Genomic DNA, 26,354 nt, shown 5'->3' with positions numbered 1-26,354 from the left:
TATTCTTTTACCAAACCTTCCGTCAAGCTATGCACGTTCCACGTTTATTAGTGCTGCTGATAACAGGCTGCTGCCTGTATGCCTGTTCTCCCGACCTGCCGGATGATGTAGCTGCCGCCTATAACACGTTGCCGGAAAAGTTAGATTATAACAAGGATGTAAAGCCTGTGCTGTCCGATAAATGTTTTGCCTGTCACGGGCCGGACAAAGCCAAGCAGAAAGCGGGCCTGCGCCTGGACTTACCGGATGCCGCCTATGCCGAACTGCCGGAAAGCCCCGGCAAGGTAGCCATTGATCCCGGCAGCCTGCGGGGTAGCGAGCTGTTTCACCGCATTCTTTCTTCAGACCCGGATTATAAAATGCCCAGCCCGGAGTCGCACCTGCAACTGAGCGCCCGGGAAAAAGCGGTGCTGGTAAAGTGGATACAGCAGGGCGCTAAATACAAGCCCCACTGGGCATTTGTAAAGCCGGAGAAAACGCCGGTGCCGGAGCTGGAAAAGGAAGGTTATACGATCCACAATCCCATTGACAACTTTATTCTGCAGCGGCTGGAGCAGGAAGGATTAAAGCCTTCCAAAGAAGCGGACCGCGAGCTGCTGCTGCGCCGCCTTTCGCTGGACCTGACCGGCCTGCCGCCTACGCTGCCTGAAATAGATGCTTTTTTGAAAGACCCATCGCCGGATGCCTATGAGAAACAGGTGGACCGCCTGCTGCGCTCCCCGCATTACGGCGAGCAGATGGCCACGGACTGGCTGGACATCGCCCGTTTTGCAGACTCCCACGGCTATACGGTAGACCGGCTGCGGGATATGTCGCCTTACCGCGACTGGGTGATACAGGCCTTTAACCGCAACCTGCCTTATGATACATTCGTACAATGGCAACTGGCCGGCGACCTGGTGCCCCATCCCACAAAAGAAATGATCATTGCCACCGCTTTTAACCGCAACCATCCGCAGAACATGGAAGGCGGCATTATAGAAGAAGAGTTCCAGGCAGAATACGTGGTGGACCGCACCAATACCTTTGGCGAGGCCTTCCTGGCCATTTCCACGGGCTGCGCGCGCTGCCATGACCACAAGTATGATCCCGTTTCGCAAAAGAATTATTACGAGCTGTTCAGCTTCTTCAACAATGTAAAGGAAGCCGGGCAGATATCCTGGGACGATGCCCTACCTACGCCCACGCTCATGCTGCCGGGTAAGGAAAAGGAGCAGGTGCTGCAGTTCCTGCAAAAGCGGGTAGGGGAACAGGAGCAGCAGGTAGCGCAGGCAAAAGCCGCTGCTGCCACCGCGTTTAAGAATTGGGTGCAGGCCGGCCGCTATAAAGAACTGGCCGGTGAAAGCGTTCCACAGGCCGGGCTGCAGGCGCATTACACGCTGGACAATGCCGCTTTCCGTAATAGTGTGCGTCCCGCGCAGGCAGGCGCCATGAAGCGGGAAACCGGTCAGGCCGGCGATGCGCCGGTATTTGCATCGCATAACAATGGCAAGGCCCTGGTGCTGAACGGCGATACCTGGCTGGACCTGGGCACTACCGGCATCTTCCGCCGCTCGGAGCCTTTCAGCATCGGCATATGGGTGAACATTCCAAAAGATTTACAGGAAGGCGTGATCTTCCACAAAAGCCTGGCGGAGCGCCTGTATAATTTCAGGGGCTATCACCTGTACCTGAAGGATGGCCGGCTGGAAGTGAACATGGCCCATACCGCGCCGTCCAACGCCATTACCCGCATTGCCAAAGCACCCATGCCGCGGGATCGCTGGATACAGCTCACGCTTACCTACGACGGCTCTTCCAGGGCCGCCGGCCTGCAGTTGTACCAGGATGGCGCGCCGCTGCCCCTGCAAACCACCATGGACCAATTGACCAAGGACATCCTGTTCACCATCGGGCAGCAGCCCGGCCTGCAGGTAGGCGGCTGGTGGCGGGGCCTGGGTTTCAAAGGCGGGCAGGCGGATGATGTGCTGGTATACAACCGCGTGCTGACGCCGTATGAAATAAAGATCATTGCCGGGAAAGCGCGCTGGGCGGATGTTGCAGGCGCCGCGCCGGAACAACTGCCCCCGGCTGCAAGGCAGGTATTGCAGGAATATTATTGTGCTGCCGTGGACCCCGGCATGGGGAAAGCCCTTGCCGCGCTCACGCAAGTACGTACTATACTGGCGGATTCCACGGAGAATGTACCGGAGCTGATGGTTATGCAGGAAATGCCTGTGCCGCGTAAAACGCATATCCTGCTAAGAGGCAATTATGATGCGCCAGGCCCGGAAGTGTTCCCGAATACGCCGGCAGCCATCTTACCGTTCCCGGAAAAATTACCGAAGAACCGCTACGGGCTGGCCCTCTGGCTCACGGATAAAGACAACCCGCTCACTGCCAGGGTGGAAGTGAACCGCCTGTGGCAGCATTTCTTTGGCACCGGGCTGGTAAAAACAGCGGCCGATTTTGGCAACCAGGGCGAGATGCCCAGCCATCCGGAACTGCTGGACTGGCTGGCCATCCGCTTCCGCGAGTCCGGCTGGGATGTGAAGCAACTGTGCAAGCAGATCGTCATGTCCGCTACCTACCGGCAGGATTCCCGCGCCGCTAAGGTGGTGCAGGAAAAGGACCCGGAGAACCGCCTGCTGTCCCACGGCCCGGCCAACCGGCTAAGCGCCGAAATGATCCGCGACAATGCGCTGATGGCCAGTGGCCTGATCAACCTGCGCACAGGGGGCAAAAGCGTGAAGCCTTACCAGCCGGAAGGATTGTGGGAGATCAACAATACCCATTATGTGCCGGATACCGGCCAGGCGGTCTACCGGCGAAGCCTGTACGTAGTGGTGAAACGCTCCGTGCCCAATCCTACCCTGGCCACTTTTGACGCGCCTTCCCGCAGCTACTGCGTGGCCAGGCGGCAGCAAACCAATACCCCGCTGCAGGCATTGGTAACGCTGAACGATCCTACTTTTATAGAAGCCTCCCGCGTGCTGGGCGAGCAGATGTGCAAAGCCGGCAACAACCGGCAGGCCATCATAGACACTTACCGGAAGCTGACCGGCCGCAGGCCGGCGCCCAAAGAACTGGAGCTGCTCACCGCGTTGCGCAACCAGGAGCAGCAGCGCTTCCGCCAGCACCCGGCAAAAGCCAGGGGCTGGCTGCATACCGGTCAGCACGCCGCAGATAAAAACCTGGCCCCGGCATTGATAGCGGCCAATACCGTGGTAGCCAACACCATCCTTAATTCCGACGCCGCCCTTACCAAACGATAAGCATATGGGACATCATCATCACCACGACGAGATATTCAAGCTGCATACGCCGGATTTCCGGCAGCTCAATAAAAAGCTGGACCGGCGCACCTTTCTCACCAAAACCTCCCTGGGCCTGGGCGCGCTGGCCATGGGATCGCTGCTGGGCCGCGACCTTTTCGGCAGCTCGCCCAAAGCGGCCGCCGGCGCTGCTGCCGGGGCAGAGGCCGATATCCTGAAAGCGCTGCCGCATTTTGCGCCCAAAGCCAAAAGAGTGGTGTACCTCTTTATGAGCGGCGGGCCTTCGCAGATAGAGACCTTTGATTACAAGCCCGGCCTGGCCGCCATGCTGGGGCAGGACCTGCCGCCCTCCGTGCGCAACGGGCAGCGGCTTACGGGCATGAGCGCCAACCAGAGCCAACTGCCGGTGGCACCTTCCATTTATAAATTCAACCGGCACGGGAAAAATGAAACCTGGGTGAGCGAGCTGCTGCCGCATACCGCGCAGGTGGTGGACGACCTGTGTATCGTAAAATCGCTGTATTCCGAAGCCATCAACCATGATCCGGCCATTACTTTTTTCCAGACCGGCAACCAGTTGCCGGGCCGGCCTTCCATCGGCTCCTGGATCAGCTACGGGCTGGGATCGGATAATCATAACCTGCCCACCTTTATTGTGCTGGTATCCAGGAACGGGCAGAAAGATCAGCCTTTGTACGCCCGGCTGTGGGGCAATGGGTTCCTGCCCTCCAAACACCAGGGCGTGCAGTTCCGCGCCGGCGGGGACCCCGTGCTGTTCCTCAACAACCCGGAGGGCTACGATGGCAAAGACCGTAAGGAAATGCTGGAGTATCTTACAAAGCTCAACCAGTTGCAGAACAGCGCCTACGGCGATCCCGAAGTGGATGCCCGCATTGCCCAGTATGAGATGGCCTACCGCATGCAGACCTCCGTGCCCGAAGCCATGAGCATGGCCGATGAACCGGATGAAGTGTTTGACCTGTACGGACCGGACAGCCGCGATCCCGGCACCTATGCGGCCAACTGCATACTGGCCCGCAAGCTGCTGGAAAAGGACGTGAAGTTCGTGCAGCTCTATCACCAGGGATGGGACCAGCATGGCAACCTGCCGCAGGCCATTGCCCAGCAATGCAAAGCCACGGACCAGGCTACCGCCGCACTGATCAAAGACCTGAAAAGAAGGGGCCTGCTGGAAGATACTTTGGTAATATGGGGCGGGGAATTTGGCCGTACCGTATATTCGCAGGGGAAGCTCACCGCCACCGACTACGGGCGCGACCACCATCCGCGCTGCTTTACCATGTGGATGGCCGGCGCCGGCGTAAAGGCGGGTATCAGCTACGGGGAAACAGACGATTTCAGCTACAACATCGTAAAGGACCCGGTGCATGTGCACGACTTCCAGGCCACGTTATTGTACCTGATGGGCATAGACCACGAAAGGCTGACCTATAAATTCCAGGGCAGGCGGTTCCGGCTCACGGATGTGGAAGGAAAGATCGTACAGGGCATCCTGGCTTCATAAACTTTTTAAACAACCTGCAATCAGATCCCATGCATTCAACCAGAAGAGATTTTTTACGCAACACGGCCCTGGCCTCTGCTGTAGCAGTGGCTAAACCGGTGGCCGGTTTTTCCATCCTGCACAAGGGCCTGCAGCCGGACGAAGCGACGATCGGCCACGGCAACTATACCTACAAAGTAGACAAGAACTGGGCAAAGATCAGCGTGAACCACACCCCTTTGTTCAACTGCCATGAAATGGTGCAGGACAGCAAGGGGCGCCTGATCATGCTGGGCGACTGCACCCGCAACAACATCCTGGTATTTGATAAATCCGGCAGGCTGCTGGACTACTGGGGCACCGCCTTTCCCGGCGGGCACGGGCTCACGCTTTCCAAAGAAGGGGGCGAGGATTTCCTGCTGATCACGGATTGCGGCTGGTACCAGGACCGTAGCGGCGCCTGGAACCGGCAGGCCGGCCAGGTGGTGAAAACAGACCTGAACGGGCGGCTGATCTTTGCCATCGGCCATCCGCGCACCATTGGCATTTATAAGAACGACGAGCATTTTATGCCTACGGAAACAGCCGTAGCGCCCAATGGCGACATCTATGTAGCGGACGGCTACGGTTCCGACTATATTATCCAGTATAGCAGCAAGGGCGAGTATATCCGGCATTTTGGCGGGCATCACAATGCTGATAAAGCGCATAACCTGGTGAACGCGCATGGCGTGACGGTGGACCTGCGGGACCCCCGTAACCCGGTGCTGGTGTGCTCCTCGCGGGAAGAGAACTGTTTCAAGGTATTTACCCTGGATGGAAAATTCATCAAACAAATAGACCTGCCGGGTATGTATGTATGCCGCGCCGTAATGGACGAACAGCAGTTGTACGCCGGCGTGTGCTGGTCCAAAGATGCGAAGGGCCAGCGGTTTGACAGCTCCGGCTTTGTGACCATACTGGATGCGGACAACAAGGTAGTGTCCAACCCCGGCGGCGCTGCACCGGTATACAAGGGCGGCGTGCTGCAGCCCACCCTGCAGGCGGCCAACCCGGTGTTCCAGCATGGGCACGACGTATGCGTGGACGATGAAAAGAACCTGTACGTATGCCAGTGGAACGCGCACCACACGGCTCCCGTAAAACTAACACGTGTTTGATGCTGCTGGATATTTTCACTTTTACCGGGCGGCTGCATCCGCTGATCGTGCATTTGCCCATCGGGTTTTTACTGCTGGCCGTACTGTTTGACCTGCTGGCCTACCGGCCGCGCTATGCCTACCTGCGGGCTGCGGTGCCCTTAACGCTGCTGGCCGGTTTTGCCGCCGCAGCGCTGGCCTGCGGGTTCGGCTATTTGCTGTCACTGTCCGGCGATTATGATGCGGGCGTACTGGGCCGGCATAAGCGCTCCGGCATTTTCCTGGCGATTGTGGCAGGTGTATTGTGGGCGCTCACCATTCCCCGCATACGTACAAGATTGCAGTTACCGGCGAAGGCATTTTCTGCGCTGCTGGCCGGCCTGCTGCTGCTCACCGGTTATGCCGGGCACCTGGGCGGCAGCCTTACGCATGGCGATGATTACCTGAGCCTGGCCGTCTTAACAGCACAAAAGCGTGCGCTGCCTGCCAGCGTGGAAGAGGCTTTCATCTACGAGGATGTAGTGCAGCCTATGCTGGTAAAGAAATGCGGGCAATGCCACCGCCCCGGCAAGCTGAAGGGCGAGCTGTCCGTACAGGACCTGGCCTCCCTGCTGAAGGGCGGTAAAAGCGGGCCGGCCTTGGTAGCCGGTCAGCCGGAACAAAGCGAATTGTACAAGCGCATTACCCTGGACCCGGACCACGAAGATTTTATGCCGGCGGAGGGCAAGCCGCCCCTGAAAAGATCAGAGGTAGCCATTATCCGCTGGTGGATAGCGCAGGCCAGCGCTGCCGGCGGAAAGAAGATCGGGGAGCTGAAAGACCCGGCCGCCATACAGGCGCAGGTGGCCGCTTTCCTGGGCCTGGGCGGGACCGCGGCACCGGTAGAAACCGTGGCCGGCGTGGAGCAGCGCATCAACCCGGACATCCCCCTGCAGGCGGATCAGCAGGCCATTGCACGGCTGCGGCAAAAAGGGCTGATGGTGCGCGTTATGCTGCACCAGCCCCTCATGCTGGACATTACCCTGCCTGCCGGTTCCGGCCGGTCCATCAATGAAATAAAAGACGACCTGCTGAAAATAGGAAAGAATATTATCTGGCTCAACCTGTCGGCCAACGGCTTTACGGAAAAAGACCTGGCCTTTCTGCAGGAGCTGACCAACCTGGAAAAGCTGCGCCTGGAAAAGAATCCCCTGGGCGACGGTATCAGTGCGCACATTGCGGCATTGCCGCACCTGGAAGCGGTGAACCTGAATGAAACCCGGATCAGCGAAGCCGCGGTGCAGCAACTGGCGCAGCATTCGCAGATCCGGCGGGTGTATAGCTGGAAAGCGGGGAAGTGAGCGGCTAAAAAGCAAAAGTGCAGATGATTTACCCGAAGGTTATCATCTGCACTTTTATTTTGATCTTTAATGATTAGTTCGTTTGCCGGCCTATCCGGTACAAGGTCCATCCCATCAGTGCAAAGAAAGCAACGGCCAGCAGGTAATAGCCGCCATGCCCCAATCCGCTCACCAGCCCTTCTTCCATATTCAGGGCAGACAGGATGGGCGCGGTAGCGCTGAAGCCTGCCAGCATGGCGATGAGCACACCGGCTACGGCGCCGCCGGCCACCAGGCCGGTAGCAAACAGGTTGCCCTTGCCCAGCTCTTCTTCTTCGGCAGACAGGTGCACATTCTTCTTCTTACGCTGGTAATCGATGATGCCGCGGATAGCGCCGCCGATAAAGATAGGCAGGGTGGTAGACAAAGGCAGGTAAGCGCCTACCGCAAATGACAGTGATTTAATACCGCACAGCTCCATGGTAATGGCGATGAACACGCCCACCAGCACAAACTGCCAGTCCAGGTTGAAGGACAGGATGCCTTTGGCCAGTGTAGCCATCAGCGTGCCCTGCGGAGCAGGATAGTAAGCGGAGCCAATGGCATGGCCGGTTACGCCTTCGCTGATCATTTCGGCGGTAGGCTTGTCCAGGAACTTTACCGTTAACCCGATCACTACGGAAGAAACAATAGCGCCTACAAACAGGGCTAACTGCTGGTTGCGCGGTGTGGCACCTACAATGTAACCGGACTTCAGGTCCTGGGAGGTGGCGCCCGCATTAGCCGCGGCAATACAGATCATGCCGCCTACTACCAGCGCCAGCGGCTCGTACACCTTGCCGCTCCAGCCTACGGCAATGAACAGCAGGCAGGTGCCCATCAGCGTAGCGATGGTCATACCGGAAATAGGGTTATTGGAGCTACCGATCAGCCCCACAATACGGCTGGACACGGTTACAAAGAAAGCGCCGAAGATCACCACCAGCAGGCCTACCAGCAGTTTCTGGCCAATGGAGCCGCCGGGCAGTTGAGGCAGGAAAGCCATCAGCACTACCAGCAGGATGCTGCCAATAGCCACCACCTTGATGCTCAGGTCCCTTTCTGTGCGCGGTACTTCCGCCTCGGAGCCGGCTACTGCATTCTTGTCCTTCATGGAGCTTACGCTGCCTTTGAAAGAGGCAATAATGGTAGGGATGGTTTTGAGCAGTGCAATGAAGCCGCCTGCTGCCACGGTGCCCGCCGCTATCTGCCGGATGTAGGCATAATAGATGGCGGCGGAATAATCCGCAAAAGTGTGTGCTGCCGGGTCCCAGTTACCGGTGCCGCCGGGGGTGGCCAGGTTAGCCAGGTAGCCCAGCTTTACCAGTTGGCCGGCAATCACGTCTGCCGGCACCAGGGTAGCCAGCAGGGGAATGATACAGAACCAGGCCAGCACGCCGCCTGCTACCAGCACACCGGAAATGCGGGGGCCTATGATGTAGCCGATACCCATGTATTCCGGGGTGATCTCCCCGCTCACGCGGGCAGAGGGGAAGAAGCGGTTGGTCTGTTTGGTCATATAATAAGGCACTTCCGCGATCACGTGCAGGATCTTTTGCAGGATGGCGTAGGCAAAGGCAAAGCCCAGCCCGTAAAAGGCCGTTTTTGCAAACTCGCCGCCCTTTTCACCTGCTATCAGCACATCGCCGCAGGCGGTGCCTTCGGGATAGGGCAGGGTGCCATGTTCTTTTACGATCAGGGAGCGGCGCAGCGGTATCATCATCAGCGTACCCAGCACGCCACCAAAAATGGCCAGGGTCAGGATGGTGAAATAGTTAAAATAGTCCGCGCTGGCCGGGTCGGACAGGAAGAGGAAGCCCGGCAGGGTAAACACCACGCCTGCCGCAATGGACTCGCCGGCGGAGCCGGTGGTCTGGATGATGTTATTTTCCAGGATGGTGGTCTTGAAAAAACGCCGGCCCAAGGTAATGGCCACCACCGCGATAGGGATGGAGGCCGTAACGGTCAGGCCCGCTTTCAGGGCCAGGTATACGGTGGCCGCGCCAAAGATCACCCCGAAAACGGAGCCGAGGATAATAGCTTTCAGTGTAAGCTCCTTCATTTTTACCTGCGGAGCAACAAAGGGTTTAAAGTTAGTATCTGCCATAATTTATTGAATGGTGTATAATTACGTTATCGAACGCCGTGCATCATCTTCTTCAGCAGGCCGGACAGGAGGAACAGCAGCACAGCGGCTACGCCGGGCAATATCACAAACAACATGAAGAATTCATACAGGTTATGAATGGTGAAGCCGGCAAACTGTGGGTAGTGGGAAGGCAACTTCAGTTCGGTCAACTGCGCCTGCAGCTTATCTGTCAGCGCCACGGTGCCATCCAGGATACCGGGCAGGTTGATGCCGTTTTTGGCCGCCACCTCGTACTTTTCGCCGGTGGGGGGCAGCATGGTGCCCAGGGTGCCGGCCAGCGCATAGCCGGAGGCATTGGACAGGAAGAATACGCCCATCAGCAGGGAGGTGAACCGCCGCGGCGCCAGTTTGGACACGAGGGACAGGCCTATGGGCGACACGCTCAGCTCGCCCAGCGTGTGGAACAGGTACAGTACGAACAGCCAGACAACGCCCATCTTTTCATTGCCCAGGCCTTTTACCTGCAGCGCAATGATCCAGTAACCTACGGCCAGCAGCAGGAGGCCGATGGCCTGCTTTACCGGGGAGATCGGGTCCATTTTGTGCTTCTGCAGCTTGAGCCACAGCATGCTGAAGGGAATGGCCAGGAATATGAGGGTGAAGGACTGCGCGTTCTGTATCAGGCTGGGCGGCATGTTCCAGCCAAACAGGCGCCGGTCCGTCTGGTAATCGGCTATAAAGGTGAGGGAGGAGCCGGCTTGCTCAAAGCAGGCCCAGAAAAATATCACGAAGAAGGATACAATATATATTACGATAATGCGCTGGCGCTCCACCCTGTTCAGCGATTTATCGCTCAGGATCAGGCCGGCCAGGGCAATGCCCGTGCTGTAAATGAAGGAATACAGCAGGTTTACGCCTACTATCTTGTTAAAGATGGCAATGAGCAGCAGCAGGGCTGCTACCGTAAGGGTAATGGCTTTTTTGCTGAACTGGGCCTGGTCCGCCTCCCCGTCGCCGGCAGCCTGCTTTTGCGGCCTGGTGCCTACGGCTTTGCCTTCGGGATTGACCACATACCTGTTCTTCAGGAAATAGAAAAGCACGGTGCCCAGCAGCATGGCGATGCTGGCAGCCAGGAAGCCCCATTTAAAAGCGCTTACCACGCGCACGCCGCTTTCCAGCTTTACGTCGCCTAAAATGGGACAAACGGTGATGCCCAGCAGGGCGCCCACGTTGATACCCATATAAAATATGGTGAAAGCGGAGTCCAGCCGGTTATCCCCTTTGGGATACAACTGGCCCACCATGGAGGATATGTTGGGTTTGAAAAAGCCGTTGCCCAGGATCAGCACACCCAGCGCAACCCACATGATCATCCGCGCGGCAGGCACATTGGTGGCGTACAGGATGGCGCTGGAGAACATCAGCATCTGTCCCAGCGACATGGTAAGCCCGCCCAGTAATATACAGTTGCGGTTGCCCAGGTAACGGTCGGCCACAAAGCCGCCCAATATGGCTGTGAGCCAGCCCATGCCCAGGAAGCCGCCATAGATAATAGAGGATTCTGCTTCCGTAAAAGCCAGCGCATTTACCAGGAACAGGGTTAACAAGGCCCGGTTGCCATAGAAGTTAAAACGCTCCCACATTTCCACAGAAGAGAGCACCAGCAGTCCTTTCGGATGCCGCTTTCGCGTTGAAGAGGTAGGAATAACAGGCTCTTGCATTACAGCAGGTTGACTCATAAATGGCCAGTTTTTGTTCTAGTGTTAGTTAGTCTTTAAGGAATTGTTAAGCGGCAAGATAAAGAAATTCAGGTATCTGCATAAAAAAATGGTGTGTTTGGTTGATTTTTGAGTTTTCTTTGCTAAAAATTTTTTAGAAATCCCAAATTCCAAATCCCAAATTCCAAACCGGCCGGTTGTGTTTACGGATAACACATGGGTTCCCGTTTGGGATTTGGAATTTGGGATTTGGAATTTTGTACTTGGAATTTGTATGAAGATACTCTTACTAGGCAGCGGAGGCCGGGAGCATGCCCTGGCCTGGAAAATATCCCAAAGCCCTTTATGCGGGCAGTTATTCATTGCACCGGGCAATGCAGGCACCGCCCAATACGGGCAGAATGTGAACATAGCGGTGAGCGACCTGCCGCAGCTAAAGGCATTTTGCGTAGAGCAGGGTGTTGACATGGTGGTGCCCGGCTCTGAAGAGCCGCTGGTGAATGGTATTTACGATTATTTCAGGGAAGACGCCGCGCTGCAGCACATCCCGGTGATGGGCCCTTCCAGGCTGGGCGCCCAACTGGAAGGCAGTAAAGCTTTTGCCAAGCAGTTCATGCAGCGGCATGGCATTCCCACGGCTGCCTACCGCGAGTTCAGCGAAGCGAATTATGAAGAAGGCGTAGCCTACCTGCAGCAGCACACCCTGCCCGTAGTGCTGAAGGCCGACGGCCTGGCGGCCGGCAAAGGCGTGGTGATCCTGGATTCCCACGAGGAGGCTATTGCAGAGTTCACGCAAATGATCAAAGCCGCCAAGTTCGGGGAGGCCAGCCGGAAAGTGGTGATAGAGCAGTTCCTCACCGGCATTGAGCTGTCTGTATTTGTGCTCACGGACGGGCACAGCTACCAGTTGCTGCCCACCGCCAAAGATTATAAGCGCATCGGGGAAGCAGACACAGGGCTGAACACGGGCGGTATGGGCGCTATTTCGCCGGTGCCCTTTGCTGACGGGGATTTCATGCAAAAGGTGGAAGCGCAGGTTATACAGCCCACTGTAGCCGGGCTGGCCGCAGAAGGCATTACATACCACGGTTTTATTTTCTTCGGGTTGATCAACGTCGGCGGCAACCCCTATGTAATAGAGTACAACTGCCGCATGGGCGACCCGGAAACGGAAGTAGTGATGCCCCGCCTGCAGAACGACTTGGTAGCGCTGTTCCGGTCCCTGAGCGCCGGCACGCTGGCCCAGGAGTCCATTACGGAAGATCCCCGTGCGGCCGCTACGGTCATGCTGGTATCTGCCGGCTACCCGGAAGCATATGAAAAGGGGAAAGCCATTACCGGCGTACCGCCGCAAAGTGCCGGCCAGTTGGTGTTCCAGGCAGGCACCCGTGAAAGCAAGGGACAATTGCTGACCAATGGCGGGCGGGTGCTCACCATTACTTCCCTGGCAGCCAGCCTGCCGGAAGCGCTGGCGCATTCCCGGCAAACGGCGGAGGCTATCCGGTTTGAAGGAAAGTATTATCGCCGGGATATAGGTTATGAATTTGTTTAGCGCTACTTTCGCACTCATATCCTGGTATGATAGGCGTTACTACAGCAGCTTGATTTTTAACTACTCAGACAATTTTTACAGGAAGGTTACGTTATAGCGGTCCGGACCCCGCAAACGGCCGGTGGAAGGCCAACAGATACAATAAATAAGATTTTTTAATATTTAAGTGTATATTGCTGGAACATCCGATTTTTGCATCGTATATTCGTTGGAATTATTCATTTTTGCATTCTAATTTTTGACCGTATCAAACAATGGGATTTTTTAATTTTTTAACGCAGGAAATAGCGATAGACCTTGGCACAGCAAATACGCTGATTATACATAATGACCAGGTAGTGGTGGATGAACCTTCCATTGTAGCGATAGAGAGAGCGAGCGGCAAGATCGTGGCGGTAGGCAAAAAGGCCATGATGATGCACGAAAAAACGCATGAGTACCTGCGTACCATACGTCCCCTGAGAGACGGTGTGATAGCGGACTTTAACGCGGCAGAAGGAATGCTTCGTGAAATGATCAAGCTGGTATATCCCAAAAAGCCATTATTCTCCCCCAGTTGGCGCATGGTGATCTGCATCCCTTCCAGCATTACGGAAGTGGAAAAGCGCGCAGTGCGCGACTCTGCAGAGCAGGCCGGCGCCAAGGAGGTGTTTTTGATACATGAGCCGATGGCCGCCGCGCTGGGTATCGGCATTGATGTGGAAGAACCGGTGGGTAACATGATCATCGATATAGGCGGCGGTACTACGGGCATCTCCGTAATAGCGCTGGCAGGTATCGTGTGTGACCAGAGTATCCGTATTGCCGGTGATGAATTTACCGCAGATATCATGGAGGCGCTGCGCCGCTACCACAGCCTGCTGATAGGTGAGCGTACCGCAGAACAGATCAAGATACAGATCGGCTCCGCCCTGAAGGAGCTGGATAATCCCCCGGATGATGTGCCGGTGAACGGGCGTGACCTGGTAACCGGTATTCCCAAGCAGATCATGGTATCTTACCAGGAAATTGCGGAAGCACTGGATAAATCCATCTTCAAAATAGAAGAAGCCATCCTGAAGGCACTGGAAACTACGCCGCCGGAGCTGGCTGCCGATATATACCGCAGGGGCCTGTACCTTACAGGCGGCGGCGCCTTGCTGCGCGGGCTGGACAAGCGCCTGGCCCAGAAGATCAAGCTGCCGGTACATGTAGCGGATGATCCGCTGCGCGCCGTGGTGCGGGGTACCGGTATTGCGCTGAAGCATGTGGGCAAATATCCGTTCCTGATGCAGTAAATTTAAAAATTCCAGATTCCAAGATTCAAATCCCAAACGGGAACCGGATGTTAGCCGTACACACAGCCTGTTTGTTTTGGAATCTGGGATTTGGGATTTGGAATTTTCAATTTCAATAAGGTGCGAAATCTGATCATTTTCTTAAGGCGATACTTCAACTTTTTCCTATTTCTGCTGCTGGAAGTGATTTGTATTGTGCTGGTATTCCGGAATAACAATTTCCAGCGCACCGCTTACCTCAATTCAGCCAATAACCTGAGCGGCAAGCTGTACGACCGCTATAACAACGTACAATACTACTTTCATCTCAAGGCCACCAATGACAGCCTGGTGTCGGAGAATGCGCGCCTGCACAACCTGCTGCGCTCCAGCTTTGACAGCATGGTAACCAACGATATTGTTAAAACGGATACCATCCGCCTGTTTAACACTGACTCTGCCCGGCAGGCCGCCGGTACCGCCACCCGCCGCTACCTGTACCGGCAGGCCAAGGTGATCAATAACTCTATTAACCGCAGCGTCAACTACATTACCATTCACCGCGGGCGTTTGCAGGGCATACGGCCTAACATGGGCGTAATAGGTCCCAGCGGCGTGGTAGGCATGGTACGGAGCGTAAGCGATAACTACGCGGTAGTGCTTTCCCTGCTGGCCAAAGGCTCCGGCTCCTCGTCCAGCAACTTTGGCGTAAGCGCCCGCCTGCTCAGGGGCAAGGAAATAGGCACCGTGTACTGGGATGGCGCCGATCCTGCCTATGCCATGATGAAAGATATTCCCCGCACCATTAAGCTGCAGAAGGGGGATACGGTGGTGACCAGCGGCTTTTCCGCCCTGTTCCCGGAGAACCTGCCCATCGGGTATATCGACTCCTTTTCCCTGGCAGACAAGTCCAGCACCTCCTATAACATACGGGTAAAGCTGGCTACCAACTTTTATAACCTGCAATACGTGTATGTGATAGATAACCTGTTAAAGGACGAGCAAAAACAATTGGAGGATTCAACCTACCGCCTGATCAAATGAGCATACTGTTACGAAATATCATCCGTTTTGTGCTGCTGCTGCTGTTGCAGGTATTTGTGCTGAACAAGATACTGGTGCACCAGTTGGTAAGCCTGGAGCTGTACATGCTGTTCATACTGCTGCTGCCTTTTAACATACCCCGCCCGGCGCTGATGCTGCTGGGACTGTTGATGGGCCTGAGCCTGGACATGTTCATGAACACCATGGGCATTCATGCCTTTGCCTGTGTTTTTATGGCTTACCTGCGCCCGTTCATCATCAACATACTGTCGCCCCAGGGTGGTTTTGAAACCAACATGAAAACCCCCTCCATGATCAGCATGGGTATATCACAGTTCCTGATATATATATCCATCCTGGTGTTCCTGCATCACCTGGCGCTGTTCACGCTGGAGGTGTTCGGCTTCGGTAACATAGGCTACCTGCTGCTGAAGATCCTGCTTTCTACCGTTGCCAGCCTGATGCTGATCGTGCTGTATGAGCTGTTGTTCTTTTCCAGGAAATAGCACGATAGTTTAACAAAATAGATAGCGGAGTATATTTTAATTTCGTATAAGGAATCTCACTATAAAGAATAGATGTCTGTTTATAATCAGCCCAGGAGAAGAGTAATACAATTGATCATCCTTGGTATGGTACTGTTGATCGTTACCAGGTTGTTCTTTTTGCAGGTGGTGGAAAAGAAATATTCCAAGCTGGCGGATGCCAATGCGGTGCTGCGCAAGGTGGTATATCCCAGCCGTGGCATGATCTATGACCGCAAGGGCCGTAGCGTGCTGCGGAATGATGTGATGTACGACCTGGTGGTAACGCCTTCCAGCGTAAAGAATATTGATACGGCCTACCTGTGCCAGATATTACAGATAGACAAAGAAGAATTTCGCAAGCGCATTGTCACGGCCATCATCAAGAACGGGCGGGTAAGGCAGTCTGTGTTCGCTTCGCTGCTCACGCCGGACGTATTTGGCAGGCTGCAGGAAAGCATGTACCTGTTCCAGCCGGGTTTTGAGCTGGTGCAGCGGCAAATCCGCTCCTACCCTTATTCCGCGGCGGCCAATATACTGGGCTACATCGGGGAGATATCGTCCTCCATGCTGGAAAAGTCCGCCTACAGCGCTTACCAGATGGGCGATTACCTGGGCATGACGGGTTTGGAGAAAACCTACGAAAGCGTGTTGATGGGGCAGCGCGGTATCCAGTACCTGGTAAAGGATAACCTGAACCGGCCGCAGGGGCCTTATGAAAAAGGGGAGTTTGATACGGCGGCCATTGCCGGCAAGAACCTGCGCCTTTCGCTGGACATTGACCTGCAGGTGCTGGGTGAGCGGCTGATGCGCAACAAGATCGGCAGCATTGTAGCCATTGACCCGCAAACGGGCGGCATACTGGCTATGGTGAGCAGCCCAACCTTTGATCCCAACCTGCTTACCGGCTCCTACCGCACCCGCAACTTCAGCAAACTGTTTGTAGATACCACCAAGCCCTTATTTAACCGGGCCATGCAGGCCACCTATCCACCGGGATCGGCCATGAAACCGCTCACCGCCCTGGTAGCGCTGGACGAAGGCGTGATAACGCCCAGCTTTGGCTTTCCCTGCTCCGGCGGCTATTACAACTGCGGCAGAAGGATCGGTTGTACCCACCACAATCCCGGGCACGCGGCCAACCTGCGCCTGGCCATTGCCAATTCCTGCAACTCCTATTTTGTGCACCTGTACCGCCTGGAGGTAGACGCCGCCAAATGGGGCGGGGTGGAGAAGGGGCACCAGAAGTGGTATGAATATATGAGCTCTTTTGGCCTGGGGCACCGGCTGGGGATTGATATTCCCGGTGAATACAGGGGCTATGTGATCGATACCGCGGGCATGAACAAGCGCTACCCCGGCCGCTGGAGCTCCTGCTCGGAGCTGTATGTGGGCATGGGACAGGGCGCCGTATCCGTAACGCCCCTGCAAATGGCCAACGCCATGTGCATTATAGCCAACCGGGGCTATTACTATATACCGCATTTCGTGGAGAGTATTGACAATGATAACAGCCAGCTCCTGAAAGAATACAAGGAAAAGCATGTAGTGGCGCATATTTCAGACACCAGCTACCGTTCCGTGATATACGGTATGGAGGATGTGGTGGAGAGAGGCACCGGCCGTTCCGCCATTATTGAAGGTGTAGCGGTGTGCGGTAAAACCGGTACGGCGGAGAACAACGCTATTGTGAACGGAGAGCTGAAGAAGCTGAAGGACCACTCTGTTTTCGTGGCCTTTGCGCCCAGGGATAACCCGAAGATCGCCGTTGCGGTGATCGTTGAGAATGCGGGTTACGGCAGCACCTACGCGGCGCCCATTGCCAGCCTGGTCATGGAAAAGTACCTGCATGACACTATCTCTGTGAAACGTAAACCGGTAGTGCAAAGAATGCTGGACTTCGTGACCATGGACCCGGTAGTGCAGGCAAAATCCAAGCTGGACTCCCTGAACGGCGCTACCGCCAGGCTGACAACCGAGCAAGTACTGAATATTTACTTCCCAAATAAAACTAAATGAACGACCGGCAGCAGATAAAGCTTACACAAGGGATTGACTGGCCAGTGATGGGGCTGTACACCGCCCTGGTGATACTGGGGCTGCTCTCCATATTTGCGGCGGAACACCGGGAGGGGGATAACGTGTGGCAGAACATCGTGCACCTGAATAAGAACTATGCCCGGCAACTGATGTGGTGGGGCGTGTCGCTGGTGCTGGCCACCATTATCTGGCTTACGGACAGTAAGTTCTTTACCGCCACGGCCAACCTGCTGTATGCATTCGGGCTGGTGCTGCTGCTGCTGGTGCTGGGCATAGGCAAGGATGTAAAAGGATCGCATTCGTGGCTGGTGATAGGCGGTTTCCAGTTCCAGCCGGCGGAGTTCACCAAGCTATGCACCAACCTGGCGCTGGCCAAGTATCTATCGTCGCTGGAAACAGATTTCACCAAGCTGCGCGCCCGCCTTATAGCGGCCGCGCTGGCGCTGATACCCGCCGCCATCATCATCCTGCAGGATGAAACGGGGCTGGCGCTGGTGTATCTCAGCTTTTTCCTGGTCATGTACCGGGAAGGGCTGCCGGGCATCCTGCTGGTGATCGCGTTCTCCGGTATTATCCTGGTGCTGAGCGCCCTGCTGGTGGATAAGAATATCCTGTTCATTATCTTTTCCGTGATCACGGCGCTGGTCATTTACTTCAACCGGCGGGAGATCAGGCGGAGCCGTGCCCGCCTGCTGCTGATACTCGCGGTGTGGGGCTTCTGCTCGGCCTTTGTTATGTTCGTGGTGCCTTTTGCCTTTACCAAGGTGCTGAAAGATTACCAGGTACGCCGTATAGAGGTGATGCTGGGCAAGGAGAACGACCCGAAGGCCACCTATAACACCCGCCAGAGCATGATCGCCATCGGTTCCGGCGGTTTCTGGGGAAAGGGCTACCTGAAAGGCACGCAAACGCGTTTTGATTTTGTGCCGGAACAAAGTACGGACTTTATATTCTGCACCATAGGGGAGGATTTCGGCTTTGCCGGCAGCGTGTTGTTCCTGGGGCTGTACGTAGCCCTGCTTTTCCGGATCATTTTTATCGCGGAGCGGCAACGATCGACCTTCAGCCGCGTATATGCCTATGGGGTGGCCAGCATTATCTTTTTCCACCTGGCCATTAATATATCCATGACCATCGGGCTGGCCCCGGTGATCGGTATCCCGTTACCCCTAGTCAGTTACGGGGGCTCCTCGCTCATGACCTTTACCATGCTGATCTTTATTATGCTGCGCCTGGATGCGGACCGGCAAATGGTGCTGCGGTAGGAAATACCAGAATCCAAATCCCAAATCCCCAAATTGGTGGTAAGCACCAACATAAACAGCAGGCTGCCTATAGTTTAAGGGATGGCCTCCAATTTTGGAATTTGGGTTTTGGGATTTGGAATTTTCAAAATTGCCCGAAGGGCAATTTTGTATCATGATAGTACAGGAACGTCCATCCTTCCTGCTTTCCCCGCTCCAGGTATTCCTGGCGCAGTTCCATGCTGCGCTTGCCGTCGTAGTCATATTTGGCGATAAAGCGGCTGCGCATCTGTGATATCTGCGGCGCTACATCCCCGCCAAAGAACACCTTATCCTCCCCGTCATCAACCAGGAACACCTGGTGGTAGGGGCAGTGGCCGCCGGTAAGCTCATAGTGGATATAGCCATCAATGGTGCCGTTGCCTTCCGTGAATATGACATTGTCCCGCTGCTGCAGCAGGGCCACATCCTCCGCCAGGTAGGACTTGCCATCCTGCTCAATGGCATAGGCCATTTCCTGCGCATTCACATAATACGTAGCATGCGGAAAGGTGAGGCTGCGCTGCCCGCTTACCGGGTCTACGGTGCTTACGCCGCCGGCATGGTCCTTATGCAGGTGGCTCATCAGCACTTTGGTGACCTCCATGGGATTAATGCCATTGTCAATGAGGTGCTGGTGCAACTGCAGTACACCATCGGCATTGCGGAATCCCAGGCCGGTATCCAGCAATATATAATCGCGGTCTGTAATTACCAGGAAAGGTTGTATCTCTACCAGCAGCGATCCATGATTGCGCTGCTGCATGGTGTCCTTGGTCTCGTCGAAAGGGATGAATCTTTTGGTAGCGTCTACGGTGAAAGATCCTTCTGATAAAGGAATAATACGTGCCATCCCGCAAAAATACTAACTAATGTGCGGATTCCTGCTAGGGTCTTAACCTCCTGGGCCCACGGGTGGCGTTGCGCTCTTTCAACTGGCGTATGAGCTGGGCGCGGAATTCGCGCTCGGCCTTGAATACGGAGCCGGCCTTGCGGGGCGGCAGCGCTTTCAGGAATTCCTGCTTGTAGCGGTTGCGTACATTGACCATCCGCTGCTCTATATCCATTTCTTTCTCCAGCGCCTGCCGGGCGGCAGCATCGTCCTTTTTGTCCTGCTGGCGGTTACGCCTGCGCTCAGCTATGAGCAGCTCCACTTCATGGGTATAGTTGTTATAGAGCGGCCAGAATTTCTGGGCCTCTTCGGGGGTAAGGTCCAGTTGCTTGGCGAGATAGGCTATTTCTGCGGATTTGATCTTGTCCTTCATGCGGGCATGGTCTTTGTCGCCGCCGGACGGGTCCTGGGCCACTGCCTGCATGCACAGGCATAACAAAATCCCGACAATAAATCCTTGTATGTTAAATTGTTTCATTTCTCATCTCAGTTAGACCAGCCGGCACTTTCCAGGTAGTTTTCAATAGCATCCGGGGGCAGGTCGTTCAGATTGGTTGATATCCTGGGCAGCTCATCTGTGGCTACCGCATTGGATACGCCTGAAATAATGGCTTCGTTGTCAAAGGCATCGCTGTGAGCCTGCAGGTAGTCTATGATCTCCTGGTCGGAGATGCCGGCCAACTGCATTTCCAGGCTCCGGGTACCGGTAGTGGTGCTCTGCTGCCGGAGCAGGAACAGGGCGCCCAGGCCTAAAAAGCCTATGAAGCAGGCGGCTGCCACCCAGGCCAGGTAGCGCCGGCGGGAGCGGATGGGCACTACTTTTGCCGGGGCCTCCTGGCTGGCAATGCCTTGCAGGATGCGGCCGGGCAGGCCCTCAAAATAGCCCTGCGGGACGCTCAGGGGCTGCTGCCGGGGTATGCTGCCCAGCAGGGGAGAAAGGGCTTCCAGCTCCTCCTGTACGGCCCCGGTGCCTGCATCTGTCGTGCGGACACGTTGCAGCACCTGTTCCGGCAGAGCGTCAAAATACCCTTCCGGCGCCCGGTAGGGCGGTGCTGAAGGCAGGTCCAGGCCGGGCGCTATTTCCTTCAGTTCATGCACAATATCTTTCCCCTTTCTGTTCATAGTTACTTCATTTGACAATGGCGAAAGACAATAGTTTAATGGGTAATTACGTTATTATTGGCGGCTTTCCGTAATTTTTTAGCTGTTTTTTATGAATTCCTCTATTTTTTTTACGGCATGATGGTACGACGCCTTCAGGGCTCCTTCCGAGGTTTCCAGCACCCGGCTCATTTCTTCATAGGGCATTTCGTCATAATACCGCAGGTTAAACACTACTCTTTGTTTTTCCGGTAAGCTCAGGATAGCTTTCTGCAGTTTCCACTCCAGCTTATTGGCATCGAACTGGCTGTCTGCACGCAGCTTGTTGCCAAGCCCTGTTTCCACGTCTGACAAAGATACCGCAGATTTTCTTTTCTGCTGTTCCAGGAAGGTCAGGCTCTCATTGGTAGCTATTTTGTACAACCAGGTGAAGAGCTGGGCGTCTTCCCGGAATCCCTCCAGGTTTTTCCAGACCTTGATGAATACATTCTGCAGCACATCATTCGCGTCCTCATGGTCTATTACCAGCCGGCGCACATGCCAGTAGAGCCGCTCCTGGTATTTCCGGATAATTTCGGTAAATCCCTTCTCCCTGGTATCCGGATGCCGGTATAACGCCAATAATGCTTTATCATCCTGTGTAACGGCCATAGATCAATGTGCAAATGTGCAAATATGCAAATGTGCAGATGAGCTGGAGGGGAAGCCCTTCACCTATCTGCACATCTGCACATTTCGCACATTAAATAATTATTTTCTGCTCATCGCTTTTTCTGCTGCTGCTGCAATATGTCCTGCATCCAGGCCATATTTCTTCAGCAGGTCCAGCGGTTTGCCGCTTTCGCCGAAAGTATCGTTGGTGCCAATGTACTCGATGGGCACGGGCAGGTGGCGGGCCGCTACCTGTGCTATGCTGTCGCCCAGGCCGCCCAGCACGTTATGCTCTTCCGCGGTAACGGCGCAGCGGGTCTTTTTCAGGGAGGCCAGCACGGCCGCTTCGTCCAGTGGCTTGATCGTATGTATATTGATGATCTCTACGCTGTATCCTTTTTCTTCCAGTATTTTGCCGGCTTCAATGGCGATCCATACCATATGGCCGCAGGCAAACAGGGTTACATCCGTACCCTCGTGCAGCACCTGCGCCTTGCCTATTTCAAAGGGCTGGTTCTCCGGGGTAAAGTTGGGCCATTTGGGCCGGCCAAAACGCAGGTACACAGGGCCCTCGTGGTCCGCAATGGCGATGGTGGCGGCTTTGGTCTGGTTAAAATCGCAGGGCACGATCACCGTCATGCCCGGCATCATGCGCATGAGGCCGATATCCTCCAGTATCTGGTGGGTAGCGCCGTCCTCGCCCAGGGTAAGGCCCGCGTGGGAAGCACAGATCTTTACGTTTTTGCCGGAATAGGCCACAGACTGGCGTATCTGGTCGTATACGCGGCCGGTGGAAAAGTTGGCAAACGTGGTGGTATAAGGTATTTTACCGCCAATGGTCATCCCGGCAGCAACGCCTATCATATTGGCCTCTGCAATACCGCACTGTACAAAGCGGTCGGGGAACTCCTTGATAAAGGCGTTCAGCTTCATAGAGCCCAGCAGGTCTGCAGTAAGGGCTACCACATTCGGATTCTTGCGGGCTGCTTCCAGGATACCCTCTCCGAATCCTGCCCGTGTTTCTTTTTCGTTTAAGGGTTGAATATCTTTTACCATATACCAGTTTCTAATATTAAAGACGTAAATGTAATAATTAATGTGCGGATGTGCATATGTGCTAATTGCTGAGCACCTTGTCCCGCAGGCTTACCTCCCACTGCCAGGCCGTGCGCATCATGTCCTCGATGCCGGTTTTGGGCTCCCAGCCCAGTTGCTCCTTGGCGTGGGTATTATTGGCGTAGATGGCGATCACATCGCCGGGGCGGCGGGGGCCCAGCTCGTAATTAAGCTTTACGCCGGAGATCTTCTCAAAGGCCCTGATGGCTTCCAGCACGGTTACGCCGTTGCCGGTGCCCAAGTTGAACACCTCGCAGTTGCTGCTGTTCTTTTTATCCACCAGGTATTGCAGGGCGCGGGTGTGCGCATTGGCAATGTCCATTACGTGTATATAGTCGCGTATGCAGGAGCCGTCGCGGGTATCGTAGTCATGGCCGAACACGATCATTTTGGGTCTTTTGCCGATGGCCGTTTGCGTGATCATGGGCACCAGGTTGTCCGGCTTGCCCAGGGGCAGCTCCCCGATCAGGGCGGAGGGGTGTGCGCCCACCGGGTTGAAGTAGCGCAGCAGGATGGACTGGGTGCTGTTTACCCGGCTGTAGTCCTGGATGATCTGCTCTCCCATCTGCTTGGTGCGGGCATAGGGCGACTGGGCCTCGCCCAGCGGCGTTTCCTCCACTACCGGCAGGTCTGTGGCGTTGCCGTACACGGAGCATGAGGAGGAGAATACGAAGTTGGGAATGTTGAATTCCTGTATGCACTTCAGTATGTTCACCAGGGAGGTGAGGTTGTTATGGAAATACAGCAGCGGGGAGGCCACGGACTCCGGCACCGTCTTGAGCGCGGCAAAATGGATAACGCCGATAATATCCCGGTTCTCGTGAAAAACGGCATGCGTATCTTCCAGGTTGCAGAGGTCCACTTTGTAATTATGGATCTTTTTGCCGGTAATTTTTTCAATACCGTCCAATAACTGGGTGGTGCTGCGGATGTTACTGTCCACAGATACCACATCAAAACCATGGTTGATAAGGTCTACAATCGTATGCGCACCAATGTAGCCACAACCACCGGTAACAAGCACCTTCATAAATATTAGCGTTTTTTAAATTATACCTTTTGTTTCAGCACGTCTTCCAGGTACTGCCCGTAGCCGCTTTTCAGCAGGGGCTTTGCCAGTTCCTGCAACTGTTCCTTATCAATAAAGCCCTTGCGGTAGGCTATTTCCTCTATACAGGCTATTTTAATGCCCTGCCGCTGCTCTATGACCTGTACAAACTGGGTGGCCTGCATCAGCGAATCAAAGGTACCGGTGTCCAGCCAGGCGGTGCCGCGGGGCAGGATGGATACTTTCAGCTTGCCCCGGCGCAGGTATTCCCTGTTCACGTCGGTGATCTCGTATTCCCCGCGGGCGCTGGGCTGCAGGTCGCGGGCGATGTTCACCACCTCATTGTCATAAAAGTACAGGCCGGGCACGGCATAGCTGGATTTTGGCTGTTTCGGCTTTTCCTCGATGGACACCACTTTCATGTCCGCATCAAACTCCACCACGCCGTAACGTTCCGGGTCCGATACGTGGTAGGCGTACACAATGCCGCCGTCCGGGTCAATGTTGTTGGCCAACTGGGTGCCCAGGCCGGCCCCGTAAAATATATTGTCGCCCAGTACCAGGGCTACTTTGTCGTTACCGATAAATTCCCGGCCTATCACAAATGCCTGGGCCAGCCCGTTGGGCACCGCCTGTTCGGCATACTGCAGGTGAAGGCCGTACTGGCTGCCGCTGCCAAAGAGGCGTTTGAAAGCGGGAAGGTCGTGCGGGGTGGATATGATCAGTATATCCTTTATGCCGGCCAGCATGAGGGTGGAGAGGGGGTAGTAGATCATGGGCTTGTCGTAAATAGGCATGATCTGCTTGCTGATGGCATATGTAATAGGGTGTAAGCGGGTACCGGAACCTCCTGCCAGAATAATACCTTTCATGATAGCAAAGAATTTGGTTAAAGCTAACAGCGATTGATCCGCTATTTAACAAAATCTCACAAAAATAGGGGGTAGATCGGAATTTTTATCAAGAAAAAGTTGGGGCCCGTTACAGTTGATAATTAAGAATTAATAATTAATAATATTCGTTACGCCGGTGCTTCGTTGTAACCACCGTATTGCGGATCATTAATTATTAATTCTTAATTGTTAATTATTTGATGAATATGCTTACTACGTAAAATACGGCCGCGGCCATCAGGGCGCTGATGGGAATGGTCAATATCCAGGCCCAGAGCAGGCTCACGGTAACGCCCCAGCGTACGGCGGAAAGTCTTTTGGTAGCGCCTACCCCGATGATGGAGCCGGTAATGGTATGCGTGGTGCTTACCGGTATACCCAGGCTTTCCGTCATATACAGGGTAACGGCGCCGGCCGTTTCCGCAGCTACGCCTTCCAGCGGGGTCACCTTGGTAATGCGGGTACCCATGGTCTTAACGATCTTCCAGCCACCGCTCATGGTGCCCAGGGCAATGGCGGTAAAGCAGCTCAGCGGCACCCAGTTGGGCACATCGGTAATGCTTTCAATGGAACCGTGCGCCACCATGGCGGCAGCAATAATGCCCATTACCTTCTGGGCGTCGTTGCCCCCGTGGCCCAGGCTCAGTGCAGCGGAAGAGATGAGCTGCAGGCGCTTGAACCAGTTCTCCGCACGGAAAGGGTTGGCCTTTTTACAGATATTAACGATCAGCACGGTGATCACAAAGGCTACCACCATGCCTATAAAGGGCGCCAGCACGATAAAATATACCGTAGGCATTACCTTGGCAAAGTTGATCACGTCAAAGGAGCCGTGGGCGTTGGCGATAGCTGCGCCTATAAAGCCGCCTATCAGCGTATGGGAGGAACTGGAGGGAATGCCGTACCACCAGGTCAGCAGGTTCCAGCCAATGGCCGCTACCAGCCCGCAAAAGATCACTTTCAAGGTAATGTACTGCTCAAATACCGATTTGGCGATGGTATTGCCCACCCGGAACTCCCCGTAAATGTATTTGGACATGAAAAAAGCGGCAAAATTGAATAAGGCCGCCCAAAGCACTGCCTGGAAGGGAGTTAATACCTTGGTAGAAACGATCGTGGCAATAGAGTTGGCCGCGTCGTGAAAACCGTTGATAAAGTCAAAGATAAATGCGAGTATAATAATAATAACAAGAAAAATCATGTCTGGTAAATTACGTGAAAACAGTCCAGCGCCCGGAATCAGGCGTACTTGATGATGATGGTTTCAATCACATTGGCAGAGTCCTCACATTTATCAGTGGCGATCTCCAATGCCTGGTATATTTCACGCATCTTGATAAGCTCCGCAGCGTTTGTTTCTGTATCAAACAGGTCCGCAATGGCCATGTCGTAAATGTCGTCGGCATGGTTCTCAAGACTGTTTATTTTTACACAGGCGTCGGTAATATTGCGCATATTCTTCATGTCCCGCAGCTCCGGTATGGCCTTGTGCAGTTCTGCCACGCCCAGGCCTATCAGTTCGGCCAGCTTACGGATGCTGTCATTCAGGTTGGTTACCTTGTAGAGATCAATTCTTTTGGCGGAGCCGTGGATATAGTCGGCTACGTCGTCCAGGGTGGCGGCGAGGTAGTGGATGTCCTCCCGGTCAAAAGGGGTGATAAAGTTTTGTCCCAGCTCCACGAAGATCCGGTGGGTATAGTCATCGTTCTTATGTTCCAGCCGCTCGATCAGGTGCACTTTGTCTTTCCGGGCAGACAAATCATTTGTATTTACCAGCTCGTTCAACACTTTAGCCATTTCCACCAGGTTGGCTGCTACGTCTTCGAATAATGAATAAAAAACCCGGTCTTTTGGCATAAAAAGTTTAACAAAGGAATTGAAGCCTCCCATAT

General features: G+C 54.8%; 21 protein-coding genes. 10 read left to right on the top strand and 11 right to left on the bottom strand.

Going from position 1 to position 26,354, the window contains the following annotated elements; translation table 11 throughout:
- Positions 1 to 29 precede the first annotated feature (29 nt).
- Genes LX66_RS02800 through LX66_RS02785 form a run of 4 tightly spaced genes read left to right on the top strand, consistent with a single transcriptional unit; the run spans position 30 to position 7,237 of the window.
- A complete protein-coding gene (locus tag LX66_RS02800; RefSeq protein ID WP_145710366.1) occupies positions 30 to 3,254 on the top strand; it encodes a DUF1553 domain-containing protein in 3,225 nt (1,074 codons plus the stop codon).
- Positions 3,255 to 3,258: 4 nt separating this feature from the next.
- Positions 3,259 to 4,779 (top strand): DUF1501 domain-containing protein, encoded by a 1,521-nt coding sequence (locus LX66_RS02795; protein ID WP_145710365.1) that lies wholly within the window; start codon positions 3,259 to 3,261, stop codon positions 4,777 to 4,779.
- Positions 4,780 to 4,808: 29 nt separating this feature from the next.
- Positions 4,809 to 5,918 carry an NHL repeat-containing protein gene (locus LX66_RS02790; protein ID WP_145710364.1) on the top strand — a complete coding sequence of 370 codons (1,110 nt, stop codon included), beginning with the start codon at positions 4,809 to 4,811 and terminating at the stop codon, positions 5,916 to 5,918.
- A complete protein-coding gene (locus LX66_RS02785) occupies positions 5,918 to 7,237 on the top strand; it encodes a c-type cytochrome domain-containing protein (RefSeq protein WP_158642515.1) in 1,320 nt (439 codons plus the stop codon). Before LX66_RS02790 ends, LX66_RS02785 begins: the two co-directional genes overlap by 1 nt.
- A 73-nt stretch (positions 7,238 to 7,310) precedes the next feature.
- Here the strand turns inward: LX66_RS02785 and LX66_RS02780 are convergent, their stop codons facing one another.
- Both LX66_RS02780 and LX66_RS02775 read right to left on the bottom strand, forming a co-directional pair.
- Positions 7,311 to 9,362 (bottom strand): OPT family oligopeptide transporter, encoded by a 2,052-nt coding sequence (locus tag LX66_RS02780; RefSeq protein WP_145710362.1) that lies wholly within the window; start codon positions 9,360 to 9,362, stop codon positions 7,311 to 7,313.
- 26 nt (positions 9,363 to 9,388) lie between these two features.
- Complete coding sequence (locus LX66_RS02775) at positions 9,389 to 11,083, bottom strand: peptide MFS transporter (protein ID WP_145710361.1); 1,695 nt, start codon at positions 11,081 to 11,083, stop codon at positions 9,389 to 9,391.
- Between the two features lie 253 nt (positions 11,084 to 11,336).
- Between LX66_RS02775 and purD the strand changes: the two genes are divergently transcribed.
- The 6 genes from purD (at position 11,337) to rodA (ending at position 18,743) form a co-directional block, all read left to right on the top strand.
- Positions 11,337 to 12,614: a phosphoribosylamine--glycine ligase gene (gene purD / locus LX66_RS02770; protein WP_145710360.1), complete on the top strand. Its 1,278-nt coding sequence runs from the start codon at positions 11,337 to 11,339 to the stop codon at positions 12,612 to 12,614.
- A gap of 254 nt (positions 12,615 to 12,868) precedes the next feature.
- Positions 12,869 to 13,891 carry a rod shape-determining protein gene (locus LX66_RS02765; protein ID WP_145710359.1) on the top strand — a complete coding sequence of 341 codons (1,023 nt, stop codon included), beginning with the start codon at positions 12,869 to 12,871 and terminating at the stop codon, positions 13,889 to 13,891.
- Between the two features lie 120 nt (positions 13,892 to 14,011).
- Entirely contained in the window at positions 14,012 to 14,914 is a 903-nt protein-coding gene (mreC, locus tag LX66_RS02760) for a rod shape-determining protein MreC (protein WP_158642514.1), read from the top strand.
- A complete protein-coding gene (locus tag LX66_RS02755) occupies positions 14,911 to 15,420 on the top strand; it encodes a rod shape-determining protein MreD (protein WP_145710357.1) in 510 nt (169 codons plus the stop codon). Before mreC ends, LX66_RS02755 begins: the two co-directional genes overlap by 4 nt.
- A 72-nt stretch (positions 15,421 to 15,492) precedes the next feature.
- Positions 15,493 to 17,457 (top strand): penicillin-binding protein 2, encoded by a 1,965-nt coding sequence (mrdA, locus tag LX66_RS02750; RefSeq protein WP_145710356.1) that lies wholly within the window; start codon positions 15,493 to 15,495, stop codon positions 17,455 to 17,457.
- Positions 17,454 to 18,743: a rod shape-determining protein RodA gene (gene rodA / locus LX66_RS02745; RefSeq protein WP_145710355.1), complete on the top strand. Its 1,290-nt coding sequence runs from the start codon at positions 17,454 to 17,456 to the stop codon at positions 18,741 to 18,743. Before mrdA ends, rodA begins: the two co-directional genes overlap by 4 nt.
- Before the next feature lie 124 nt (positions 18,744 to 18,867).
- Here the strand turns inward: rodA and LX66_RS02740 are convergent, their stop codons facing one another.
- The 9 genes from LX66_RS02740 to LX66_RS02700 form a co-directional block, all read right to left on the bottom strand.
- Positions 18,868 to 19,614, bottom strand: coding sequence for an MBL fold metallo-hydrolase (locus tag LX66_RS02740; protein WP_244620268.1), 747 nt, complete (start codon positions 19,612 to 19,614; stop codon positions 18,868 to 18,870).
- Between the two features lie 34 nt (positions 19,615 to 19,648).
- Positions 19,649 to 20,131 (bottom strand): hypothetical protein, encoded by a 483-nt coding sequence (locus tag LX66_RS02735; RefSeq protein WP_145710354.1) that lies wholly within the window; start codon positions 20,129 to 20,131, stop codon positions 19,649 to 19,651.
- Positions 20,132 to 20,139: 8 nt separating this feature from the next.
- Positions 20,140 to 20,775, bottom strand: coding sequence for a hypothetical protein (locus LX66_RS02730; RefSeq protein ID WP_145710353.1), 636 nt, complete (start codon positions 20,773 to 20,775; stop codon positions 20,140 to 20,142).
- Positions 20,776 to 20,853: 78 nt separating this feature from the next.
- Positions 20,854 to 21,405 carry an RNA polymerase sigma factor gene (locus LX66_RS02725; protein WP_145710352.1) on the bottom strand — a complete coding sequence of 184 codons (552 nt, stop codon included), beginning with the start codon at positions 21,403 to 21,405 and terminating at the stop codon, positions 20,854 to 20,856.
- Positions 21,406 to 21,504: 99 nt separating this feature from the next.
- Positions 21,505 to 22,461 carry a transketolase family protein gene (locus LX66_RS02720; RefSeq protein WP_145710351.1) on the bottom strand — a complete coding sequence of 319 codons (957 nt, stop codon included), beginning with the start codon at positions 22,459 to 22,461 and terminating at the stop codon, positions 21,505 to 21,507.
- Positions 22,462 to 22,522: 61 nt separating this feature from the next.
- Complete coding sequence (gene galE / locus LX66_RS02715) at positions 22,523 to 23,551, bottom strand: UDP-glucose 4-epimerase GalE (RefSeq protein WP_145710350.1); 1,029 nt, start codon at positions 23,549 to 23,551, stop codon at positions 22,523 to 22,525.
- Between the two features lie 20 nt (positions 23,552 to 23,571).
- Positions 23,572 to 24,441: a glucose-1-phosphate thymidylyltransferase RfbA gene (gene rfbA, locus LX66_RS02710; RefSeq protein WP_145710349.1), complete on the bottom strand. Its 870-nt coding sequence runs from the start codon at positions 24,439 to 24,441 to the stop codon at positions 23,572 to 23,574.
- Between the two features lie 214 nt (positions 24,442 to 24,655).
- Positions 24,656 to 25,663 carry an inorganic phosphate transporter gene (locus LX66_RS02705; protein ID WP_145710348.1) on the bottom strand — a complete coding sequence of 336 codons (1,008 nt, stop codon included), beginning with the start codon at positions 25,661 to 25,663 and terminating at the stop codon, positions 24,656 to 24,658.
- A gap of 38 nt (positions 25,664 to 25,701) precedes the next feature.
- A complete protein-coding gene (locus LX66_RS02700) occupies positions 25,702 to 26,319 on the bottom strand; it encodes a DUF47 domain-containing protein (RefSeq protein WP_244620267.1) in 618 nt (205 codons plus the stop codon).
- Positions 26,320 to 26,354: the final 35 nt, after the last annotated feature.

The sequence above is a fragment of the Chitinophaga japonensis genome (assembly GCF_007830125.1).
Taxonomy (GTDB): domain Bacteria; phylum Bacteroidota; class Bacteroidia; order Chitinophagales; family Chitinophagaceae; genus Chitinophaga; species Chitinophaga japonensis.
Note: the sequence above shows the minus strand (reverse complement) of the source record. Positions and strands in the feature narration are given on the sequence as shown.

Excerpts from the sequence above, each read along its gene's own strand:
- galE (WP_145710350.1), bottom strand. The coding sequence starts at position 23,551 with ATGAAGGTGCTTGTTACCGGTGGTTGTGGCTACATTGGTGCGCATACG.
- LX66_RS02755 (WP_145710357.1), top strand. The coding sequence starts at position 14,911 with ATGAGCATACTGTTACGAAATATCATCCGTTTTGTGCTGCTGCTGCTG.
- LX66_RS02725 (WP_145710352.1), bottom strand. The coding sequence starts at position 21,405 with ATGGCCGTTACACAGGATGATAAAGCATTATTGGCGTTATACCGGCAT.
- LX66_RS02735 (WP_145710354.1), bottom strand. The coding sequence starts at position 20,131 with ATGAAACAATTTAACATACAAGGATTTATTGTCGGGATTTTGTTATGC.
- LX66_RS02765 (WP_145710359.1), top strand. The coding sequence starts at position 12,869 with ATGGGATTTTTTAATTTTTTAACGCAGGAAATAGCGATAGACCTTGGC.
- LX66_RS02785 (WP_158642515.1), top strand. The coding sequence starts at position 5,918 with ATGCTGCTGGATATTTTCACTTTTACCGGGCGGCTGCATCCGCTGATC.
- LX66_RS02775 (WP_145710361.1), bottom strand. The coding sequence starts at position 11,083 with ATGAGTCAACCTGCTGTAATGCAAGAGCCTGTTATTCCTACCTCTTCA.
- LX66_RS02740 (WP_244620268.1), bottom strand. The coding sequence starts at position 19,614 with ATGGCACGTATTATTCCTTTATCAGAAGGATCTTTCACCGTAGACGCT.
- purD (WP_145710360.1), top strand. The coding sequence starts at position 11,337 with ATGAAGATACTCTTACTAGGCAGCGGAGGCCGGGAGCATGCCCTGGCC.
- LX66_RS02730 (WP_145710353.1), bottom strand. The coding sequence starts at position 20,775 with ATGAACAGAAAGGGGAAAGATATTGTGCATGAACTGAAGGAAATAGCG.
- rodA (WP_145710355.1), top strand. The coding sequence starts at position 17,454 with ATGAACGACCGGCAGCAGATAAAGCTTACACAAGGGATTGACTGGCCA.
- LX66_RS02795 (WP_145710365.1), top strand. The coding sequence starts at position 3,259 with ATGGGACATCATCATCACCACGACGAGATATTCAAGCTGCATACGCCG.
- LX66_RS02790 (WP_145710364.1), top strand. The coding sequence starts at position 4,809 with ATGCATTCAACCAGAAGAGATTTTTTACGCAACACGGCCCTGGCCTCT.
- LX66_RS02720 (WP_145710351.1), bottom strand. The coding sequence starts at position 22,461 with ATGGTAAAAGATATTCAACCCTTAAACGAAAAAGAAACACGGGCAGGA.
- LX66_RS02800 (WP_145710366.1), top strand. The coding sequence starts at position 30 with ATGCACGTTCCACGTTTATTAGTGCTGCTGATAACAGGCTGCTGCCTG.
- LX66_RS02705 (WP_145710348.1), bottom strand. The coding sequence starts at position 25,663 with ATGATTTTTCTTGTTATTATTATTATACTCGCATTTATCTTTGACTTT.
- LX66_RS02700 (WP_244620267.1), bottom strand. The coding sequence starts at position 26,319 with ATGCCAAAAGACCGGGTTTTTTATTCATTATTCGAAGACGTAGCAGCC.
- LX66_RS02780 (WP_145710362.1), bottom strand. The coding sequence starts at position 9,362 with ATGGCAGATACTAACTTTAAACCCTTTGTTGCTCCGCAGGTAAAAATG.
- rfbA (WP_145710349.1), bottom strand. The coding sequence starts at position 24,441 with ATGAAAGGTATTATTCTGGCAGGAGGTTCCGGTACCCGCTTACACCCT.
- mrdA (WP_145710356.1), top strand. The coding sequence starts at position 15,493 with ATGTCTGTTTATAATCAGCCCAGGAGAAGAGTAATACAATTGATCATC.